Annotated in this window: 13 protein-coding genes; 10 read left to right on the forward strand and 3 right to left on the reverse strand. The window is 60.4% G+C overall.

The genetic code is table 11. The features are described 5' to 3' along the window. Window position 1 precedes the first annotated feature (1 nt). The 10 genes from rplO (at window position 2) to WFJ47_RS03580 (ending at window position 7,686) form a co-directional block, all read left to right on the forward strand. On the forward strand, window positions 2-487 hold the full coding sequence (gene rplO / locus WFJ47_RS03535; protein ID WP_127100442.1) for a 50S ribosomal protein L15: 486 nt from the start codon (window positions 2-4) through the stop codon (window positions 485-487). Between the two features lie 107 nt (window positions 488-594). Then, a complete protein-coding gene (secY, locus tag WFJ47_RS03540) occupies window positions 595-1,974 on the forward strand; it encodes a preprotein translocase subunit SecY (RefSeq protein WP_127100440.1) in 1,380 nt (459 codons plus the stop codon). After that, the gene (locus tag WFJ47_RS03545) at window positions 1,971-2,558 is read left to right on the forward strand and encodes an adenylate kinase (protein WP_127100438.1); all 588 of its coding nucleotides are present in this window, start codon (window positions 1,971-1,973) and stop codon (window positions 2,556-2,558) included. Before secY ends, WFJ47_RS03545 begins: the two co-directional genes overlap by 4 nt. Window positions 2,559-2,770: 212 nt before the next feature. Continuing rightward, entirely contained in the window at window positions 2,771-3,148 is a 378-nt protein-coding gene (gene rpsM, locus WFJ47_RS03550) for a 30S ribosomal protein S13 (protein WP_023978982.1), read from the forward strand. Between the two features lie 93 nt (window positions 3,149-3,241). Then, the gene (gene rpsK / locus WFJ47_RS03555; protein WP_025822066.1) at window positions 3,242-3,634 is read left to right on the forward strand and encodes a 30S ribosomal protein S11; all 393 of its coding nucleotides are present in this window, start codon (window positions 3,242-3,244) and stop codon (window positions 3,632-3,634) included. Between the two features lie 156 nt (window positions 3,635-3,790). After that, window positions 3,791-4,810 carry a DNA-directed RNA polymerase subunit alpha gene (locus tag WFJ47_RS03560; protein WP_023978980.1) on the forward strand — a complete coding sequence of 340 codons (1,020 nt, stop codon included), beginning with the start codon at window positions 3,791-3,793 and terminating at the stop codon, window positions 4,808-4,810. A 38-nt stretch (window positions 4,811-4,848) separates the two neighbouring features. Then, a complete protein-coding gene (rplQ, locus tag WFJ47_RS03565; RefSeq protein WP_062164123.1) occupies window positions 4,849-5,274 on the forward strand; it encodes a 50S ribosomal protein L17 in 426 nt (141 codons plus the stop codon). 341 nt (window positions 5,275-5,615) lie between these two features. Continuing rightward, window positions 5,616-6,929, forward strand: a complete 1,314-nt coding sequence (locus WFJ47_RS03570; protein ID WP_264814525.1) for an MFS transporter — start codon at window positions 5,616-5,618, stop codon at window positions 6,927-6,929. 83 nt (window positions 6,930-7,012) lie between these two features. Beyond that, entirely contained in the window at window positions 7,013-7,417 is a 405-nt protein-coding gene (locus WFJ47_RS03575) for an ASCH domain-containing protein (protein WP_336760882.1), read from the forward strand. 95 nt (window positions 7,418-7,512) lie between these two features. After that, a complete protein-coding gene (locus WFJ47_RS03580) occupies window positions 7,513-7,686 on the forward strand; it encodes a DUF1328 domain-containing protein (protein ID WP_336760884.1) in 174 nt (57 codons plus the stop codon). Window positions 7,687-7,788: 102 nt separating this feature from the next. Here WFJ47_RS03580 and WFJ47_RS03585 read toward each other — a convergent pair whose 3' ends face one another. From WFJ47_RS03585 to WFJ47_RS03595, 3 genes are read right to left on the reverse strand one after another with little or no spacing between them, the layout of a single operon-like run. Beyond that, complete coding sequence (locus WFJ47_RS03585) at window positions 7,789-9,327, reverse strand: efflux transporter outer membrane subunit (RefSeq protein ID WP_336760886.1); 1,539 nt, start codon at window positions 9,325-9,327, stop codon at window positions 7,789-7,791. Beyond that, window positions 9,324-12,602 carry an efflux RND transporter permease subunit gene (locus tag WFJ47_RS03590; protein ID WP_336760887.1) on the reverse strand — a complete coding sequence of 1,093 codons (3,279 nt, stop codon included), beginning with the start codon at window positions 12,600-12,602 and terminating at the stop codon, window positions 9,324-9,326. The genes WFJ47_RS03585 and WFJ47_RS03590 overlap by 4 nt, the downstream gene beginning before the upstream one ends. Then, window positions 12,599-15,778, reverse strand: coding sequence for an efflux RND transporter permease subunit (locus WFJ47_RS03595; protein ID WP_336760888.1), 3,180 nt, complete (start codon window positions 15,776-15,778; stop codon window positions 12,599-12,601). The genes WFJ47_RS03590 and WFJ47_RS03595 overlap by 4 nt, the downstream gene beginning before the upstream one ends.

Below are 15,778 nucleotides of genomic sequence, written 5' to 3' on the forward strand. Positions count from 1 at the left end.
TATGAACCTGAATGAACTGCGCGATAACGCCGGTGCGCGTTACCGCAAGAAGCGTCTGGGCCGTGGTATCGGCTCGGGCAAAGGCAAGACCTCCGGTCGCGGCGTCAAGGGTCAGAAGGCCCGTGAAGGCGTCTCGCTGAACGGCTTTGAGGGTGGTCAGCTTCCGCTGTACCGTCGTATGCCGAAGCGCGGGTTCAAGAACATCTTCCGCAAGGAATTTGCTCCTGTGAATCTGGGCGCGATCGACCGTGCACTGGCTGATGGCAAGCTTCAGGCAGGCGCAACGATCACTGAAGAGGCTCTGCGCGCCGCTGGTCTGGTTGGCACTGGCAAGTATGCCGGTATCCGCCTGCTGGCAAAGGGCGAGCTGACCCGTGCAGTGACCGTCGAAGTCTCCGGCGCCTCTGCAACCGCGATTGCGGCTGTCGAGAAGGCTGGTGGCTCTGTCAAGGTTGCCGCCAAGGCTGAAGCTCCGGCAGAAGCCTGATCGCCCGAAACGCTCATCGCGCACCTTTTCGTGCGCGACGAACGACGGTAATCCTGAACAGCGTCCCGCGCCTGCGGCGACGCTGTTTTTGTTGAAAGGACCGGTGGATGGCCTCCGCAGCCGAGCAGCTTGCCGCCAATCTCAATCTGAGTTCATTCGCCAAGGCGACGGAACTCAAAAAGCGTATCTGGTTCACGCTGGGCGCGCTCATCATCTATCGCCTGGGTACCTATATTCCGGTCCCTGGGGTCGATGCGACCGTGATGGGTCAGCTCTTGAATCAGAATCAGGGCGGCATCATCGGCATGTTCGACATGTTCACCGGTGGTGCGCTCGGGCGTATGACCGTGTTCGCTCTGAACATCATGCCCTATATCAGCGCTTCGATCATCGTGCAGTTGCTTTCCACGGCGCTGCCCTCGCTCGAGACCCTGAAGAAGGAAGGCGAGCAGGGGCGCAAGAAGCTCAACGCCTATACGCGCTATCTGACCGTGCTTATCGCCTTGTTTCAGGCCTATGGTATCGCCGTGGGACTTGAGCACATGACGAGCAAGACCGGAGCGCTGGCCGTTGTCGCTCCGGGTCCCTTCTTCATCATGTCCTGTGTGGTGACGCTTGTGGGCGGTACCATGTTCCTGATGTGGCTGGGTGAACAGATCACTTCGCGTGGTGTGGGCAATGGTATCTCGCTCATCATTTTCGCGGGTATTGTGGCCAATCTTCCCCATGCCCTCGCAAGCCTTTTCCAGCTCGGTTATACCGGTGCGCTCTCGCCGTTCTTCGTGCTGCTCTTTCTTGTTCTCGCGGGTGCGACGATCGCATTCATCGTGTTCATGGAGCAGGCGCAGCGCAGGGTCGTGATCCAGTATCCCAAGCGTCAGGTCGGCAGCCGGATGTTCGGTGGCGACTCTTCCCATATGCCGCTCAAGGTGAATACGGCAGGCGTGATCCCGCCGATCTTCGCCTCGTCGGTACTTCTGATCCCCGTCACGGTTGCGGGCTTCATGAACGGCAAAGGGATGCCGGGCTGGCTCAGCACGCTCGGGCAGGAACTGGGGCAGGGACAGCCACTCTACATGCTGTTCTACGCGGCGATGATTCTCTTCTTCTCATATTTTTACGCCGCGGTGACGTTCAACCCGGAGGAGACGGCTGAGAATCTGCGCAAGCAGGGAGGGTTCGTGCCCGGTATCCGCCCCGGATCCAACACGGCGCGCTATTTTGACCGCATCCTTTCGCGCCTGACGACGATCGGCGCTCTCTATCTTGTGGCTGTGTGTCTGCTTCCGCAGATCCTTATCAGCCGTTACAACGTGCCCTTCTATTTCGGTGGGACGAGCCTGATCATCATCGTTTCCGTGACGATCGATACCATGACGCAGGTCCAGTCTCATCTGGTCGCCCATCGTTATCAGGGTCTGATTCGCAAGCAGCGCGGTCGCAATGCGGGCAAATCTGACCTGGGCAGAGGAGTGCGCCGCAGATGAACATCATCCTTCTTGGCCCGCCGGGTGCGGGCAAGGGGACACAAGCCCAGCGTCTCGAGCAGGGCTACGGTCTCAAGCAAATATCGACCGGCGACATGCTGCGCGCCGAGATGGCGGCGGGTACGCCGCTCGGCCTCAACGTGAAGTCCATCGTCGAGTCCGGCTCATTCGTGCCGGATCCGGTGATGATCGATCTGATCAAGAGCAGGACCCTGCAATCCGATTGCGCCCACGGGTTCATCCTCGATGGCTTCCCGCGTACGGAGAGCCAGGCTGAGGCTCTTGACGCCATGCTGGCGGGGCGGGCGATGAAGATCGACGCGGTCCTGCTGCTTGAGGTCGATGCCGAGCAGATCGTGTCCCGTCTCGCACAACGTCGTGCCCCGGATGGGACACGACGAGCCGATGACGAGCCAGATACCGTAAGGCACCGCATTCAGGTTTATCGCGATCAGACGGCCCCCATCCTTCCTTATTACGAGAATGCGGGGCGGTTGATTCGTATAGATGGAATGCAGAGCATGGACGCCGTTCATGGGGCGATCGTCGCAGCGCTCAAGCTGGATGCTCCGGCCTCAGCGTGACCATCACGTAAAAGTGAACGGTTTTATTTGACTCAAGGGGGGTGCTCGATATATTGCGCGCCCTCGACACAGGTGCTGACAGACGCGGTGATCGATGCCTCGCGAGGCGGTCGATTCTTTAGCGGACTGATCAGTTTCGATTGAACTGGCCCAAAATCTGGGTCGAAGCAGAAAGAGAGCCTGGCCTTCCGGTCAGGCAGGGAGTGAGTGGCGTGGCGCGTATTGCCGGCGTAAATATTCCGACGAACAAGCGGGTGGTCATTGCCCTGAGCTACATCTACGGCATTGGTCCGTCGACGGCGAAGGCAATCTGCTCCAAGCTCGAAGTTCCTGAAGCGAAGCGCGTGAACGAGCTGAGCGACGACGAGATCGTAAAGATCCGCGAACTGATCGATGGTGACTACCGCGTCGAGGGTGACCTCCGTCGCGAAACCGCGATGAACATCAAGCGTCTGATGGACCTTGGTTGCTATCGCGGCTTGCGTCATCGCCGTGGTCTGCCTGTCCGCGGCCAGCGTACCCACACCAACGCCCGCACCCGCAAGGGCAAGGCCGTGGCAATCGCCGGTAAGAAGAAAGCGACGCGCTAATTCGCGCTTCCTAGGTGGAGTGTGGCGACTTCCGACCTCCGGGTCAGTGGTTCGCCCTCCGCTCACTGCTCAGTTTGACAGGACGACCTCATCATGGCCAAGGCCGCAGCTCCGCGTATCCGTAAGAAGGAGCGCAAGAACATCATCTCCGGTGTCGCGCACGTTCTTTCGACGTTCAACAACACCATGATCACCATCTCCGACGCCCAGGGCAACTCGATTGCTTGGTCTTCGGCTGGCGCACAGGGCTTCAAGGGCTCGCGCAAGTCGACGCCCTATGCTGCGCAGGTTGCCGCCGAAGACGCAGGCCGCAAGGCCCGCGACCACGGCATGGAGACGCTGGAAATCGAAGTTTCGGGTCCGGGTTCGGGCCGTGAGAGCGCTCTGCGTGCCCTTCAGGCCGTCGGGTTCTCCATCACGTCGATCCGCGACATGACCCCGGTGCCACATAACGGCTGCCGTCCGCGCAAGCGTCGTCGCGTCTGATTGGCTCCGGCCCCTTTGGGGGCCGGTTGTCTGTCACCACCCGTCCGTAGGTGGTCTGTCCCCCGGGAGAGGCCACCGGCACGTTCTGACCGCGCTCCGGCGCGGTTGATGTTCCGTTGGGCCCCAGCGGGACAAGTTGTTTGAAAGGCCACGACATTGGTCCTCCAGAAGAACTGGCAGTCCCTTATCAAGCCGGAAAAGCTGGAAGTCGCGCCCGGCTCCGTGCCCACGCAGACAGCCACGGTGATTGCCGAGCCGCTGGAGCGTGGTTTTGGCATGACGCTCGGCAACGCGATTCGTCGCGTGCTGCTCTCCTCGCTTCAGGGCGCTGCCGTCACCGCGATCCAGATCGACGGCGTGCTGCATGAGTTCTCGTCCGTGCCGGGCGTCCGCGAGGACGTGACGGATATCGTGCTGAACATCAAGCAGCTTGCCCTGCGTATGCATGGCGAAGGTCCCAAGCGCATGGTGCTGACGGCTACGGGCCCCGGCGAAGTGCGTGCGGGCCAGATCCAGGCCGGTCATGACATTGAGATCATGAACCCTGACCTCGTGATCTGCACGCTCGATGACGGCGTGAAGCTGGGCATGGAATTCACCGTGAACATGGGCAAGGGCTATGTCCCGGCCGCAGCCAACCGTCCGGAAGACGCACCGATCGGGCTTATCCCCATTGATGCGATCTACTCCCCGGTGCGCAAGGTGTCTTACAAGGTCGAGCCGACCCGCGTGGGTCAGGTGACCGACTATGACAAGCTGCTGCTCACGGTCGAGACGAACGGCGCGGTCACGCCGGAAGACAGCCTGGCACTCGCTGCTCGTATCCTGCAGGATCAGCTTCAGCTCTTCATCAACTTCGACGAGCCGCGCCCGGTCCGTCAGGAAGAGCCGCGTGATGATCTGCCGTTCAACCGCAACCTGCTGCGCAAGGTTGACGAGCTTGAGCTTTCGGTCCGTAGCGCGAACTGCCTGAAGAACGACAACATCGTCTATATCGGCGATCTCGTTCAGAAGTCGGAGCAGGAGATGCTGCGTACGCCGAATTTCGGCCGCAAGTCGCTGAATGAAATCAAGGAAGTCCTGACTTCCATGGGTCTGTCGCTGGGAATGAATGTTCCGGCCTGGCCTCCCGAGAACATTGAGGATTTGGCGAAGCGTCTCGACGAGACGTTCTGAGCCCTATCCGGCAGAAAGTAGAGTAAGGAAACCCGATCATGCGTCATGGTGTTGCTGGGCGTAAGCTCAATGTAACCTCGACCCACCGCGCAGCCATGTTCCGCAACATGGCCGTGGCTATCATCAAGCACGAGCAGATCACGACGACGCTGCCCAAGGCGAAGGAAATTCGCCCGATCGTCGAGAAGCTGATCACCCTCGGCAAGCGTGGCACGCTGCATGCACGTCGTCAGGCTTTTGCACAGCTGCGCGACGAGACCATCGTCACCAAGCTGTTCTCGACCATCGCAGAGCGCTACCAGGGCCGCTCGGGTGGCTATACCCGCGTGCTGAAGGCTGGCGTTCGCTATGGTGACAACGCCGATATGGCCGTTGTTGAAATGGTCGACCGCGACGTTGACGCCAAGGGCAAGGATAGTGGCCCGGTGTTCAATCAGTCGGGTGAAGAGCCGATGGCTGCCTGATTCCGTCAGGAATTCAGAAGCTTCAGAAGGGCCGGGCAGGAAACTGCCCGGCCTTTTTGTTTTTGGCTTACAAATTTCTTTCAAATCATTTATGACCAACCCAACCAATCGGCAGCATCAATCCAAACGCCCAAGGCGGGATTTCTGAGCCGCGCCGATACCGATCCTTCCTCTACAGGATCGGGAGCCGGAATGAATATCCGGGCGCCCTGACGCGTTCCCCCATTCTGGTTTTTCATACGGTCCGAGCACTCTCGTAGGACCAGTCACCACGCATCCCATGCCGCCCGGGCAATGAGGTCCGGTACGCTCGCGCTGCGTGTAGATACAGGAGAGCTTCTTTGTCTGAGGCACGCACAACCCAGAGACGCGGGATCGCAGAGATCCTCGGTATTCCACGCCCCCTCTTTTTTGGCTTCGTCGGCTTGTTGCTGTTCATGATCGGCGATGGTGTGGAGGCGGGATACCTCGACACCTTCATGCTCCATAACGGGCACACGCAGGGCGATGTGAATCTGCTCTTCACGACCTATGGCATCACGGTCATGATCTCAGCCTGGTTCTCCGGTCCGTTGTCGGACCTCTATGGCCCCAAACGTGTCATGTGGATCGGCCTGATTCTCTGGGCCGTGCTAGAAGTCGGCCTTCTCGCTCTTGGGCTTGGGCCGAACAACTTCACCATGACCCTTCTGTTCTACACGCTACGTGGTTTCGCCTATCCGCTCTTCGCGTACGGGTTCCTTGTCTGGATTGCAGCTGCTACGCCCGCGACCATGCTGGGTTCCGCCGCCGGGTGGTTCTGGTTCTCCTTTTCAGCCGGACTTCCGACCCTCGGTTCGCAATTTGCGCGCTATGCGATTCCCGCCATCGGCGAGCTGGCCACCTTCTGGTGTTCACTGGGACTCGTCATCCTTGGCGGTCTGGTCGCCCTTCTGTTCACGCATGAACCGACTGGCAAGAAGCGTCTGCTGCCCGATCACGTGAGCACGCGTGACATCTTCTTCGGCTCCATCAGCATTATGTGGCGCGAGCCCAAGACGCTGATTGCAGGTATCGTGAGGACGATCGACACCTCCTCGGAATATGCCTTCCTCGCGATCATGCCTGCTTTCTTCATCGACCATCTTGGCTTTACCCAGGGGCAGTGGCTCAACCTGTTGTCGCTCATCTTTCTGAGTAACATCCTGTTCAATCTGGTCTCAGGCATGCTGGCTGACGCGCTGGGGCATCGTTTCATCGTATCTGTCTTCGGCGGTATTGGTGGCTTCGTCTCGATCCCGCTCTTTTACTACATCCCGGTCTGGTATCCGGGGAATTTCGCCGCCGCCGCCGCTGTGGGTATCTTCTACGGTGCCACCGTCGCCGCTTTCGTGCCGCTCTCGGGTCTGATGCCCCAGATCTGCCCCAAGGAGAAGGCTGCGGCATTGTCCATCCTCGGTCTTGGCGCAGGCGCTAGTACCTGGGTGGGTCCTGCCATCGCCGGTATCTGCGAGAGTGTGTTCGGCTTCGGTATGGAAGGGATCATCTGGGCCTTTGCCCTGATCTATCTCGCGGCGGCTGGCATGACGGTCACGCTGCGTATTTCTGACGAGGCCCGTCGCTACACGCAGGAAGCTCTTGCCCGAGGCGAGAGCGTCACCGCAGTGGGACACTGAACGCTCCCCGCGCAAGATAAAGCGGTTCTAACTCGTTCGAGGCGTCGTTGACATTTGTCGACGGCGCCTTTTTCTGTGGCTTCATGACTGATTATCTCTCCGCACCCCCGACGGACTGGGAGGGCCTCGAGCGCTTCTCTTTCGGCGATAGCCCGGCTTTGGCCGACGAGCTTCTCGACCTTGTTCTGCGTGGCATCAAGACCGGCACGTGCTGGGCAGCGAGTGATGGGCAGCAAACCGTCATCGGAAAGCTCAGTGTCGTCTGTGACGGACGAAACCGCCCCAGAGCGATCACCCGCACGCGCTCTCTCGTAAAAAAGCGCTGCAGCGATGTGGACGAGGATTTCGCGGCGAAGGAGGGGGAGGGGGATAGAAGCCTGGCTCACTGGCGTCGCGAGCATGAGCGCTATTTCCGTCGTCTTAACCAGTTCAGCGAGACGATGGAGCTCTGGTGCGAGGAATTCGTGGTCGTGTTTGTGTTCCCGTAAACCCTGTGAGACATGCTTGAACTGGAGGGTTGATACAGGACGAACTTTCATTGCGAGATCGCGTTGACCCCGGACAGAACAAAGAGGGGTTCGCCATGCTCAAGCTCGCCATATTCTTCCTGATCATCTCCCTGATTGCAGGACTTTTCGGATTCACCGGTATCTCCGCGGCGTCGGCAGGCATCGCGAAAATCCTCTTCTTCCTCTTCATCGCCCTTTTCGTGCTTTTCCTCGTCGTTGCCGTCTTCGTCGGCAAAGCCGTGACCTGAGTCTGATCTCTGGGCACACCATGAAAAAGGGGGAGGGCCTCGCGGCTCTCCCCCTTTTTGCTGTGTCCTTCCTTGCCTCCGCCGGGGGAAGGCAGGTTACGCCTATTGCTTTGTCTTCGAAATGAATTCCGGCAGAAGCGGGTTATTTGTCTGGAGCGAGGCCTTGCTCGGCAGTTGCGCAGCATCCCAGCCACCGCCCATCGCCACGATCAGATCTACATGGGCAATGGCCTGACTCTGATGGATGCCGAGAGCCTGTACCTCATAGCTCAGGGCATTCTGCTGACTGGTCAGCACAGTGGTGTAAGTCTGTGTTCCGGCCATATATTCGTTGAGAGAGACGCGTACCGCTTCCTGAGCCGACTTTACAGCGACATCCTGCTCAGCCTGCTGCTGCTGCAGAATGCGCAGATTCGACAGGTTATCCTCAACACCCTGGAGGGCCGTCAACACGGTCTGGCGGTAGGTTGCGACCGAGGCATCGTAATCGGCGCGGGCCTCACGCACGGCTGCGGTACGGGCGCCACCATTGAACAGCGTCTCGGTGGAGGAGGCTCCCAGTGACCAGAAACGGGTCGCAGCCTGGATCAGCGTCTGCAGCGGGTTGCCGCTATAGCCATAGGTCGCACTGACGGAGATCTCGGGATAGAATGCCGCGATATAGTATCCGATCTCGGCATTGTATCCTTCCATGTTCCGCTCGGCCGCTGCGATATCGGGGCGGCGTTGAAGCAGGACGGAAGGGATGGCATTCGGCGTCGAGGGTAGGGTGAGCGGCAGGGCGCCAACCGGAATGGTCAGATCTGCTGGCGCGCGCCCGACCAGAACGGCAATGGCGTGCTCGTATTGCGCCCGGGTAATACCGGCCTGGGTTGCCTGAGCCTCGGTCTGCTGCAACTGATACCGCGCCTGCCACAAGGCGCTCGGATCGGTCACGCCAGCATCAACCTGATTCTGCACGATGGTCAGGGCCTGGCGGAAATAGCCTACATTATCCAGATAAAGCTTCTTGAGGCTGTCCTGATAGCGCAGGTTGAAATAGGCATTTGCGAGCTGGGATTGGTAGGAAAGCTGCGCATTGGCCAGATCGGCCGCGCTGGCCTGTGTTGCCGTCACCTGTTGCTGGATTTGACGGCGAATGCGTCCCCATACATCGAGCGTCCAGGAAGCCGAGGGGCCGGTATTCCACGTATTCACCGTGGTGGTGCTGGAGTAATTGACCACCGACCCCGAACTCGCGCTGCGCGACCCGCTGCCCTGGGCATTGCGGCTGAAGCTGAATGACCCAGACAGTGTCGGGAAAAGCTGCGCGCGTATCGAATCGATCGTTGCCTCGGCCTTGCGATACTGGGCCTCATATTGCTTCACGTTCTGGTTCGATATCGCGACCTGCGACTCAAGCCAGTTGAGCTGAGGGTCATGATACACCTCCCACCAGGCGCCTTTGGGGGCTTCGGCAAGCTGCGGCTTGGCCACGCCCCATCCGGCAGGCGGTGTGGGGGCTTCCTTGAAGCGGGCCGAGATGACCGCATGGGGGCGATGATAATCGGGACCCACCATGAAGCAGCCCGAAAGCAGGGGCATGCAACACGCGGCAAGGAGGGACATACGTCGGGCTGAGCGGGACGGAGAGGAAGTCATCCTTGGGTCTGATCCTGATGGGGTCGGCGGAAAAGCATGAAGGCGGATTGGAAAAGCCGTGAGATCCTGCGCCCCATCGCATCGAGCGTCAGGAACACGGCGGGCGTGCTGTAAAGGGTAAGGGCCTGGCTCACCACCAGACCACCGAGAATGGAGATGCCGAGCGGACGACGCAATTCCGCACCATAGCCATTGGCGATGATGAGCGGAACCGCGCCCAGCGCCGCCGCTAGCGAGGTCATGATGATCGGGCGAAAGCGCAGGGCGCTGGCCTGTCGGATGGCTTCTTCAGGGGTGGCCCCCTCGCGCTGGGCCTGCATGGCAAAATCGATCAGCATGATGGCGTTCTTCTTGACGATGCCGATCAGCAGGATCACCCCGATCATCGCGATCAGGGAGAACTCCTCCCCAAAGATCTGCAGCGCCAGAATGGCCCCGACACCCGCCGATGGGAGGGTAGACAAAATGGTCAGCGGATGGACGAGGCTCTCATAGAGAACACCGAGCACGATATAGACCGCAGCCAGAGCGGCCAGGATCAGCAGGGGCTCGTCATTGACCGATTTCTGGAACAGCGCCGCATTGCCCGCAAATCCGCCCTGGATGTCAGAGGGAACATGCAGCTTGATCAGCGCTGCGTTGATGGCGGTCACGGCGTCACCGAGAGAGACGCCCGGCTTGAGATTGAACGAGACGGTGGTGGCGACGGACTGGCCCTGATGGTTCACGCTCAGCGCCGTCGTGCCTGGCACGATGTGAGACGTCAGGCTGAGAGGCACCATCGTTTCGGCGCTGGTCGCCACTGCCGATCCTGAAGAGGTGTTGCTGCCCCCTGCAAGGCTGTTCGCCATCTGGTTCTGATAGTTCGAATCTGCCGTCGAGACGCTCGTGGAGGCAGAACTGGTCGTGACGACGCGGATACGGTTGGACGCGACACTGCCTGAGGCCGTTCCGCCTGCCGTACTGATCCAGACCTGCTGCAGCGTGTTGGGGTCTTTCCAGAAGCGTGGCGCCGCCTCCATGATTACCCGGTACTGGTTGATGGGTTTGTAGATGACAGAAGCCGCGCGCTGGCCATAGGCGTCGAACAGGATGTTCGAAACGAGCTGGGGGGTGATCTGAAACCGTGAGGAGAGATCGCGATTGATCTTCACATCCAGCGCCGAGCCGCCTTCGTTCAGATCGGAGGAGACATCCATCAACCCTGGGATCTTCTGGAAAGCCTCGACCACCTTCGGGGTGAGGGCGAAAAGCTCGTCCGCATCCGGGCCCTGCAACGCGTATTGGTAGGAGGCATTCCCCCCACGCGCGCCGGCGCGCACGGCACCGGGGGCCATGAAGAAGATCTCGGCCCCGACCATTTTCCGGAATTTGCGTCCGAGGCGTTCAATGGTCTGGGTGACCGTATCGTCGCGCTCGGATTTATCCTTGAGCGAGGCAAACAGATTGGCCTGATTGGCCTGACGGCCGCCCAGGAAGCCGACGATCGCTGCGACGTCACGGTCTTTCGAGACGGTCTTGGCCACCTCGTAGGTCTTGACGCTCATCTGGCTGAACGAAGCCGATTGATCGCCGATGATATGGCCCATCATCATGCCGGTGTCCTCGTCCGGAAAGAAGCCTTTCGGCATTTTCACGAAAAGGGCACCTGCGATGAAGAGTGTCAGTGGCAGGCTGAGCAGCATCAGCCAGCGATGGCGCAGAGACCAGTCGAGCGATGCAACATAGCCATCCGTGATACGCGTGATCTCGCGATCGATCACCACCGCAATAAGCGCACGCTTATGGGCCTCTTTCGCAGGGCGCAGAAGCATGGCGCAGATCATGGGGGTGAGGGAGAGTGACAGGATCATCGAGATCACCAGCGTGATCGAGATGGTCATGGCAAATTCGTGAAACAGACGCCCGGCGATCCCGCCCAGGAGAATGATCGGCACGAAGACGGCGATCAGGGACAGTGTGATGGACACCACGGTAAACGCGACCTCGCCCGAACCGATGAGGGCCGCCTTGAGCGGGGAGAGTCCCTGCTCGAGATAGCGGGTGATATTTTCCAGCACCACAATGGCGTCATCCACCACGAAGCCGGTCGAAATGGTGAGCGCCATGAGCGACATGTTGTCGAGCTGATAGCCCAGCAGCTTCATGGCGGCGAAGGTCGCGATGATCGAGGTTGGCACCACGATCGCCGGAACCAGAATGGCCGGGGCCGATTGCAGGAAGACGAGCACCACCAGCACGACCAGCACCACGGCGAGGATGAGGGTAAGCTTGGTATCGTCCAGGGCGGCGCGAATGGTCTTGGAGCGGTCGACGGCGATATGCAGGTCGATATCGGGGGGCAGCGCTGCGCGTATGAGCGGAAGCCGTGCCTTGATCTCGTCGGTCGTCTTGACCACGTTCGCCCCGGCCTGGGCGAAAACCAGCCCTACCACGGCGCGCTGCCCGTTATAGACGCCCAGTGTACGCAGGTTTTCGACGCTGTCATTGATCTCGGCAACGCTCGAGAGGCGTACGGGACGCGTATTGCGATAGGCAATGATCAGATCGCGATAGGCCTGTGCCTTTTCGGCCTGGTCATTGGTATCGAGCGTGAAGCGATAGCCACCCTGATCGATAAAACCCTTGGGCGTATGGGCGTTGGCAGAGGCGAGTGCAGCGCGCACATCCTCGAAACTGATGCCGAATTTGTAGAGCAGGAGGGGATTGACCTCGACACGCACGGCGGGCAGGGCGCCGCCGCCCACCTCGACCTCACCTACGCCCTGCACCTGGCTGAGCTGCTGTTGCAGCACGTTGGTGGCCTGATCATAGAGCATGGCCGGCGTCTTGGTGGGAGAGGTAAGCGCCATGACCAGAATGGGTGCGCCGTTCGGGTTGGCCTTTTGATAGCTTGGATTGGTGCGCAGCGTGGTTGGCAGATCGGCACGGGCGGCTTGCAGGGCGGCCTCGACATCGCGCGCGGCACCATTGATGTCACGCGACAGATCGAATTGCAGGATGATCCGCGCCTGATTGACCATGGATTGCGAGGTCATTTCCGACAGACCCGCTATGGCACCGAGGTGACGCTCCAGGGGCGCTGCGATGGTACTCGCAATTTCGGTCGGGGATCCGCCGGATTGCTGCGCCTGTACCATGATGACGGGCATATCCACATTGGGCAGATCGGCCACGGGCAGCATGGTATAGGCCAGAAGTCCAGCGATCAGCATCGCTGCGGTCAGGAGCGAGGTGGCTACCGGCCGCAGGATGAAGGGGCGTGTGATGTTCACTCGCCACCCTGTTCGGCAAGACGTTCGGACATGGAGCGCAGTCCAAAGCGACGACGGGTCGCGGCGGCGATGCGGTCCATCAGCAGATAGATGACCGGGGTGGTAAACAGGGTCAGAAGCTGCGACAGCAGCAACCCGCCCACAATCGACACGCCGAGCGGACGACGCAGCTCCGACCCGACACCGTGGCCCAGCATGAGCGGGAGGGCGCCGAAGAAGGCGGCGAGCGTCGTCATCAGGATCGGGCGAAAACGCAGCAGCGCCGCGCGACGGATGGCATCGAACGGAGCCAGACCATCCAGACGTTCGGCTTCGAGCGCGAAGTCGATCATCATGATGGCGTTTTTCTTGACGATACCGATCAGCAGTACGATGCCGATGATCCCCATCACATCCAGATCCATGCCGCAGAGCGAGAGCGCAAGCAGCGCCCCGATGGCCGCGGAGGGCAGGGTCGATAGAATCGTGATGGGATGGATGAAGCTCTCATAGAGCACGCCCAGCACGATATAGACCGCCACAAGCGCCGCGATCACCAGGTAGAGTTCATTGCTCAGCGAGGATCGGAACGCTGCGGCCGTTCCCTGGAACGCGGTCTGGAAAGCAGGGGGAAGGCCTATGGTCGAAGCGGCATGGTCGATGGCGTTCGTCGCAGCACCCAGCGAATAGCCTTCGGCCACGTTGAATGACACGGTTGTGGCCGGGAACTGCCCGAAATGCGTGATCAGCAGCGGGGCAAGTCCCTTGGTGATGGTCGTCACCTGATGCAGGGGCACGAGACCCGATGTGGGCAGGCGGGTCGGGCCGGACGAGCTCTGACCAGCCTCGCTGGAGATGCCAGGCAGGTAAAGCTGACCGAGGCTCGCCAGATCATGCTGGAAGCGCGGCTCTGTCTCGAGGATCACGCGATACTGGTTGGACTGCGTGTAGATGGTGGAGATCTGGCGCTGACCATAGCTGTCATAGAGCAGGTTATCGATGGTCTGCGGCGTGATCGAGTAGCGCGCCCCATTGGTGCGATCAAGATCGACATGGGCGACAAGCCCCTCCGCCTGAAGGTCGGAGGTGACATCGGCCAGGGCGGGTTCCTGCTGCAAGGCGGTGAGCAGCTTCGGCACCCAGGTCTTGAAGGTGTCGTAATCCGGATTTTCGAGCAGGAACTGGTACTGCGTGGCCGAAACCGTGGAATCGAGCGACAGATCCTGTACGGGCTGAAGGAACAGTCGCGCACCAGGTGTCGCGCTGCCTCGATCGGCCAGGCGCCTGAGAATGGCGGAGAGTCCGCTCGTACGCTGTTCGAGGGGTTTGAGGTTGATCAGCATGCGCCCGACATTGAGCGTCATGTTCTGCCCGTCGATACCAACGAAGCTCGACACACTGGCCACATCCGGATCGTCGAGCACGGCGGCGATGACCGCTTCCTGATGCTTCTTCATGCTGTCGAAAGAGATGGCCTGCGCCATTTCGGTGATACCCTGCACCACGCCGGTATCCTGACGGGGAAAGAACCCCTTGGGGATAATCACGGCGAGGAACACGGTCAGCACGAAGGTCCCCAGTGCCACGAGCAGGGCTGCCGTCTGGTGGCGCAGGACGAAATCGAGCCAGCGCGCATAGGTGGCAATCATCCGCTCGATGGCATTGCCAACGCGGGCCGCGACGCGCTGGAAGCGCGTGCTGGCATGTTCGTCATGGCTGCGCTCGCTCAGCAGGCGGGCGCACATCATGGGGACGAGGGTGATCGAGACGATGGCCGAAATCACGATGGTGATGGCCAGCGTCATCGCAAATTCGTGGAACAGGCGCCCGACCACATCGCTCATGAACAGCAGAGGGATCAGCACGGCGATGAGCGACACCGTCAGTGAGATGATGGTGAAGCCGATCTCCTGCGAGCCCTTGACGGCGGCGGTGTAGCGGTCCTCGCCCATCTCGATGTAGCGCGCGATATTCTCGATCACCACGATGGCGTCATCGACCACGAAGCCCGTCGCGATGGTCAGGGCCATGAGCGAGAGATTATCGAGCGAGAAATCGAGCAGATACATCACCGCCAGCGTGCCGATCAGCGAGAGCGGCACGCTCAGGCTCGGAATGATGGTGGCAGGCACATTGAACAGGAAGACAAAGATCACGGCCACCACGAGCAGCATGGCCATGCCCAGCTCGAATTCCACATCCGCCACCGAGGCGCGAATGGTGGTGGTGCGGTCTGTGAGGGGGGTGATCTCGATGCCGGGTGGCAGGGTCTTGCGCAGCTGGGGCAATACGGCCAGCACGTTATCGACCACCGAAATCACATTGGCGCCCGGTTGGCGCTGCACGTTCAGGATCAGCGCCGGTGTCTTGTCCGACCAGGCAGCAAGCTGATCGTTCTCCGGGCCCTGAACCACGGTGCCGACATCGCGCAGGCGGATCGGCCCGTTGTTCTGATAAGCGATGATCTGGTTCATCAACTGGTCGACTGAGGAGATCTGACCGTCGATACGCAGTGTGGTCGAGCGATGCGGCCCGTCAAACGTGCCCGTAGGGGAGTTGATGTTGACGGTGCCGATGGTGGTGCGCACCGTGTCGATGGCAATACCGTAGGAAGTCAGCTTCGGAATGTTGATCCGGACGCGTATGGCCTTGCGATTCCCCCCCGAAAGCGTAACGAGACCTACGCCGGAAATCTGGCTGACGCGCTGCTGGAGGCGCGTATTCACGAAATCCTGGACCTCGGTCAGGGGCAGGGTGCGCGAGGTGATGCCCAGAGTGAGCACGGGGGTATCGGCAGGGTTGACCTTGGCGTAGATCGGCGGTGCCGGAAGGTCGGTCGGCAGGAGTGAGTTGGACTGGTTGATGGCGGCCTGGACTTCCTGCTCGGCAATATCCATCGACATGTCGAGCCCGAAGCGCAGCGTGATGACCGAAGCCCCACCCGATGACTGCGAGGTCATCTGGTCGAGGCCTGGCATCTGGCCCAGCTGGGTTTCGAGCGGCGCTGTGACCGAGGTCGCCATCACATCCGGTCCTGCGCCCGGATAGAAGGTCGAGACCGTGATGGTCGGATATTCCACCTGGGGCAGGGCCGAGATCGGCAGGAAGTGATAGCCGAGCAGACCGGTCAGCATGATCGCCAGCATCAGGAGCGATGTGGCGACCGGGCGGTCGATGAAGAGACGAGAAGGATTCAT

This window comes from Asaia sp. VD9, assembly GCF_037150015.1.
Taxonomy (GTDB): Bacteria; Pseudomonadota; Alphaproteobacteria; order Acetobacterales; family Acetobacteraceae; genus Asaia.

Excerpts from the sequence above, each read along its gene's own strand:
- rplO (WP_127100442.1), top strand. The coding sequence starts at position 2 with ATGAACCTGAATGAACTGCGCGATAACGCCGGTGCGCGTTACCGCAAG.
- secY (WP_127100440.1), top strand. The coding sequence starts at position 595 with ATGGCCTCCGCAGCCGAGCAGCTTGCCGCCAATCTCAATCTGAGTTCA.
- WFJ47_RS03545 (WP_127100438.1), top strand. The coding sequence starts at position 1,971 with ATGAACATCATCCTTCTTGGCCCGCCGGGTGCGGGCAAGGGGACACAA.
- rpsK (WP_025822066.1), top strand. The coding sequence starts at position 3,242 with ATGGCCAAGGCCGCAGCTCCGCGTATCCGTAAGAAGGAGCGCAAGAAC.
- rplQ (WP_062164123.1), top strand. The coding sequence starts at position 4,849 with ATGCGTCATGGTGTTGCTGGGCGTAAGCTCAATGTAACCTCGACCCAC.
- WFJ47_RS03575 (WP_336760882.1), top strand. The coding sequence starts at position 7,013 with ATGACTGATTATCTCTCCGCACCCCCGACGGACTGGGAGGGCCTCGAG.
- WFJ47_RS03580 (WP_336760884.1), top strand. The coding sequence starts at position 7,513 with ATGCTCAAGCTCGCCATATTCTTCCTGATCATCTCCCTGATTGCAGGA.
- WFJ47_RS03585 (WP_336760886.1), bottom strand. The coding sequence starts at position 9,327 with ATGACTTCCTCTCCGTCCCGCTCAGCCCGACGTATGTCCCTCCTTGCC.
- WFJ47_RS03595 (WP_336760888.1), bottom strand. The coding sequence starts at position 15,778 with ATGAATCCTTCTCGTCTCTTCATCGACCGCCCGGTCGCCACATCGCTC.